Source organism: Frankia sp. CoWAU3 (assembly GCF_977971855.1).
The window spans coordinates 13,059-17,222 of record NZ_CDWWXB010000047.1; the positions used below are offsets into that span (position 1 = coordinate 13,059).

The 4,164-nt window shown below is 73.4% G+C and carries 7 protein-coding genes; 4 read left to right on the forward strand and 3 right to left on the reverse strand.

Features of this window, described 5'->3' with window-relative positions:
• Positions 1–213 precede the first annotated feature (213 nt).
• The 3 genes from AC08ON_RS06980 to AC08ON_RS06990 all read left to right on the forward strand — a co-directional run bounded on the left by AC08ON_RS06980 (position 214) and on the right by AC08ON_RS06990 (position 1,892).
• Complete coding sequence (locus tag AC08ON_RS06980; RefSeq protein ID WP_476608233.1) at positions 214–627, forward strand: hypothetical protein; 414 nt, start codon at positions 214–216, stop codon at positions 625–627.
• A 16-nt stretch (positions 628–643) separates the two neighbouring features.
• The gene (locus AC08ON_RS06985; RefSeq protein WP_476608232.1) at positions 644–991 is read left to right on the forward strand and encodes a pentapeptide repeat-containing protein; all 348 of its coding nucleotides are present in this window, start codon (positions 644–646) and stop codon (positions 989–991) included.
• Between the two features lie 283 nt (positions 992–1,274).
• Positions 1,275–1,892 (forward strand): adenylate/guanylate cyclase domain-containing protein, encoded by a 618-nt coding sequence (locus tag AC08ON_RS06990; RefSeq protein ID WP_476608231.1) that lies wholly within the window; start codon positions 1,275–1,277, stop codon positions 1,890–1,892.
• A 78-nt stretch (positions 1,893–1,970) separates the two neighbouring features.
• On the opposite strand, the gene AC08ON_RS06995 is transcribed toward AC08ON_RS06990, so the two are convergent.
• Positions 1,971–2,147, reverse strand: a complete 177-nt coding sequence (locus AC08ON_RS06995) for a hypothetical protein (protein ID WP_023841343.1) — start codon at positions 2,145–2,147, stop codon at positions 1,971–1,973.
• Positions 2,148–2,381: 234 nt separating this feature from the next.
• Here AC08ON_RS06995 and AC08ON_RS07000 point away from each other — a divergent pair, with 234 nt between their 5' ends.
• Entirely contained in the window at positions 2,382–2,507 is a 126-nt protein-coding gene (locus AC08ON_RS07000; protein ID WP_476608230.1) for a hypothetical protein, read from the forward strand.
• Between the two features lie 161 nt (positions 2,508–2,668).
• On the opposite strand, the gene AC08ON_RS07005 is transcribed toward AC08ON_RS07000, so the two are convergent.
• Positions 2,669–3,718, reverse strand: a complete 1,050-nt coding sequence (locus AC08ON_RS07005) for a site-specific integrase (RefSeq protein WP_476608229.1) — start codon at positions 3,716–3,718, stop codon at positions 2,669–2,671.
• Positions 3,715–4,116 carry a Sec-independent protein translocase subunit TatA gene (tatA, locus tag AC08ON_RS07010; protein ID WP_476616656.1) on the reverse strand — a complete coding sequence of 134 codons (402 nt, stop codon included), beginning with the start codon at positions 4,114–4,116 and terminating at the stop codon, positions 3,715–3,717. The genes AC08ON_RS07005 and tatA overlap by 4 nt, the downstream gene beginning before the upstream one ends.
• Between the last annotated feature and the right edge of the window lie 48 nt (positions 4,117–4,164).

A 4,164-nucleotide genomic window follows, 5' to 3' on the forward strand; every position in this document is an offset into this window, starting at 1 on the left:
CCCTCCCACCCAGATGACCACTGGGTGCTGACCGCTGACCGCTGACCAGACGCCCTGTGCTCGTTGAACCGGCACTGGTCGTGGGCGAGGATCGCGGGCGAACTGGTATCCCGGCCAGCCCGAGGCCGGTGGACACGGGGGTGGCGACGTCATCCTCCGCGGTCGCGTCTGTCAGAATGATGTCTCCCGTCGACGTTCAGAAGGGCACACACCTTGCCCGACGATCTCGATCCCGCCGCGGGAATCACCGGGGACGCCCGCGGCCGGCTGCGTGCCGACTGCGGGCGCTGTTTCGCGCTGTGCTGCGTGGCACCGGCGTTCTCCGCCTCGGTGGACTTCGCGATTGACAAACCCGCCGGCACGGCCTGCCCCAACCTGAACGCGGGCTTCCGCTGTGCCGTCCACGAGCAGCTGCGGCCGCGGGGGTTCCGCGGCTGCGCCGTGTATGACTGCTTCGGCGCCGGGCAGCAGGTCTGCCAGGTCACCTACGGCGGGCGGGACTGGCGGGCGGCCCCGGACAGTGCCCGGCAGATGTTCGATGTCTTCGCGGTCATGCGGACGCTGCACGAGCTGCTGTGGTATCTGAGCGAGGCGCTGAGCCGCCCCGCTGCACGCCGAGCTGCATGACGCCCGCGCCCGCACCATGCTGCTGACCTGCGCCGACGCCGACACGCTGCTCGCCGTGGACGTCCCCGCGCTGCGTCAGGCGGTCCATCTGCTGTTGCTGCAGGCCAGCGACCTGGTCCGCGCCGAGCTGCCGGGCGGTGCCGGGAACAGGCGTCCCCGGCGGCGCCCCCGCGGCGCCGACCTGCTCGGCGCGAACCTCGCCGGGGCGGACCTGCGCGGCGCGGCGCTGCAGGGAACCCTCCTGATCGGCGCGGATCTGCGCGGCGCTGACCTGCGCGACACCGACCTGCACGGCGCCACGTCGTTCAGGCCCAGCTCGACGCCGCCCGCGGGGACGCCACCACGGCGCTGCCCCCGGCTCTGACCCGTCCCGTGCACTGGACGCGCACGGCGGACCCGACGCGGCCGGACCCCAGAACGCACCCCGTGGCGGGCTCGGGCCCCGGGCCCGGGACGGTGCCGATCCCCTCGTCGTCGCCCAGCGCGGCCCGGCCGCGGCGGTCGCCGCGTTCCCCTCGGTCGCCTCGTTCCCCACGCCGCCGCTGACCGGCGGACCAGTCGTCGCCGGCGCCGGGTCCGATCCCCCGGTCGGGTCACGGCGCGGAAATCACGTCTTCACCGGCGGGATGGCGCGTCAGGATGGGACCATGGCACGCGAGGATACCGGCGACATCCGGCAGGACCCGGAACGGGACGCCTGCATCACCGCCACGAGCATGTTCGTGGGCATCACCGGGACCACCGACATCGGCAGAGGAATCGACCCGGAATCGCTGCAGGAGGTCCTGCGGCGGGCGTTCACCCTCGTGCGCACCATCGTCTCCACGCATGGCGGCTCGGTCGAGAGATTCATCGGGGACGCCGCGTTCGCGGTGTTCGGCGTTCCCGAGCCGCACGTGGACGGCGCGCAGCGCGCCGTCCACGCCGCCCTTGAGATTCGGGCCGCGACGGAGGCGCTCAACACCGAACGGCACCACAACCGGGACCTGAGGCTGCGCGTGCGGATCGGGATCAACACCGGCGAGGTCACCGTCGCCGGTGGCGGCGTGAGTGCCGGTGGCGTCAGTGGCGACCCGGTGAACGTCGCCTCCCGGTTGGAACACGCCGCGCCCGCCGGCGAGATCTTCATCGGCGGCACCACTTATCATCTCGTCCGGGACAGCGTCACCGCGAGCGAGGCGGATCCCCTCGTCGTGCAGGGCAGGCCCGTCCCGTTGCGTGTGCACCGGCTGATCGGACTGGCCGCTCCGTCGCCGGCCGCCTGAGCACTACCGGCCGCCGCCGGTGCCCCGGCCCCGGATCCGGATCCGTGGGCGAGCGGGACGAAGGGCGGTGCGGGACTGTCAGCGGCGCCGGACGCGACGTGAACCGGTCCGCGGGATGGCGGCCGGTTGGGGGCCGCGGCCCAGCCCGCCGTGGCGGACCTGCATGTGGGTGGCGAGCAGATGGGACGCCTCGGCCTTGGTGGCGACCCGGTCCGAGGTGATACCGCAGTACGTGCAGGTGTATCTGGCCATCATGAGGTCCCTTCGGATGCTCGGGTAGGGCCAGAATGCGGCAATGCCGCGACAGACGCATCACATTCCCAGTTCGCATACCTATCTGAGACGCTAATCTTCCACGTGTTTGCATGTCAATCTGGTACGCCCATAAGGTGGGTGGATGCCCCGCCCGCCGTGGACGCAGGCTCACCATGAGCTCATGGCCGCCCTGTCCGCCTCGGTCGACGCTGCCTGCGAGGCGGAGGAAAGAATGTGGGAGGCCGCCGCGCCGCCCGCGCCGGCGGAGTGCCGATCGACCTGGTGGCCGCGCTCACCCGACGCGGACGGACCACCGTCTACCGCCATCTCCCCCTTGGACAGGATCTCGGCGACGCCTGAACGCGCACCGCTTCGCCGGCGGTGGCCAGCAGTCGGCTGTCCGGGGCGAAGGCCACCTCGCGCACCGGCCCGACCCGCACCTGCATGCCGGGGACGCCGCGTGCGCGGTCCCGTCCACGCCGGATCCCAGGCCGGTCGGGTTCGGTCCAGGCCGGTCGGGTTCACAGCCCGACGTGGCCGGAGGGGTTGTCGCGGTCGAACAGCCGTCCGGCGCGGACGTAGCCGTCGAGCGACGCTGAGGAGCGCCACCGGCCCTGGCGCATGATCGACCGGTCGGCGACACCGGCGCGGGCGGCGGCGGTGGCGAACCCGGAGCGCAGCGAATGCCCGGCGAAGTCGGCCGGGTCGAGTCCGGCGGCGGCCACCCGGCGCTGCACGATTCGGGCCACCGAGCCCGGGTAGAGCCGCCCCGGCGCGACCTGCCCGTGCCGGTTGACCGCGCGGAACGCCGGCCCGTCGGTCAGCGCGGCGGCGTCCACCCAGGCCCGCCAGGCCCGCACCGGGCAGGTCGGCCGGTAGGAGCCGTAGGCGACGCCGACCAGGGCACCGGCGGCCTCCTGGTCGGTCTTCGACGCCCGGATCGTCAGGACGACTCCGTCGGGGGTCTCGAGCAGGTCGGCGACGTCGAGGCCGACGAGTTCGGAGCGGCGCAGGCAGCCGGCGAATCCGATCAGCAGCAGGGCCCGGTCGCGGACGTCGGCGAGGTCGTCGTCGCGCAGCCCGGCGACGACCCGGGCCAGCAGGGAGGTGTCCAGCGCGGCCTTGCGGTTCGGGCGGACCCCGCGGGTGCGGCGGATACCGTCCCAGACGGCGCAGACCTCCGGTGCGCTCGCCGGGTTGGGATGGCGACCGAGCTGGTGGGAGACGGAGATCGCGGCGAGCCGGCGGCGGATCGTCGAGGGCTTGTACCCGGCGTCGGCGAGCGTGGCGAGGTAACCCGCGACCGTCGCCGGGGTCGCCGGCAGCGGGCACAGCGGCACCGTCTGACGTTCACACCAGGCCCGGAACTGACGCAGGTCACTGTCGTAGGCCCGCCAGGTCGCCGTGGAACGCGCGGCGCGGGCGTAGTCCCCTACCCGAGCAAGCAGATCGGCGGTGAGCTGTCCATCGGTGCCCGGCGCCAGGACCGGCACCGGCGGCTGTGCCGCGCCGGCGGAGCCGGCCGGTAACGCACGGGGGCCGGCGATCGGCCTGGTGGTCTCGTCGTTCACCGCCGGGGCGTCCGGGCATCCTGGGGCATCGAGATCCACCCTAGTCCGCCGCGACTCGCCCGGCCTCGCCGCGGGAAACGCTCAGCGGGCCTCGGCGGACCGGTTCCCGGATCCACCCGTGGCCGGCGTGGCCGGCTCGGCCGACGGCCGACGGCCGACGGCGGAGTGTGGGGTGCGGCGGGCGCGGGGCCGGTGACCTGGGTGGGCGCCGCGGCAACGGTCGCGGTAGGGGCCGGCGCCTCGTCGTCGTGCAGGCCCTTGATCTCGGACTTGAAGATCCGCAGGGAGCGGCCCAGGGAACGGGCGGCGTCGGGCAGCCGCTTCGAGCCGAACAGGACGACGACGACCAGGATGATGATGATCAGTTCGGGAGCGCCGATGTCACCCACGGGAACCATCCTTCGGACGGGATCCGACGCACGGTCGGTCTGGTCCACATGTTACGA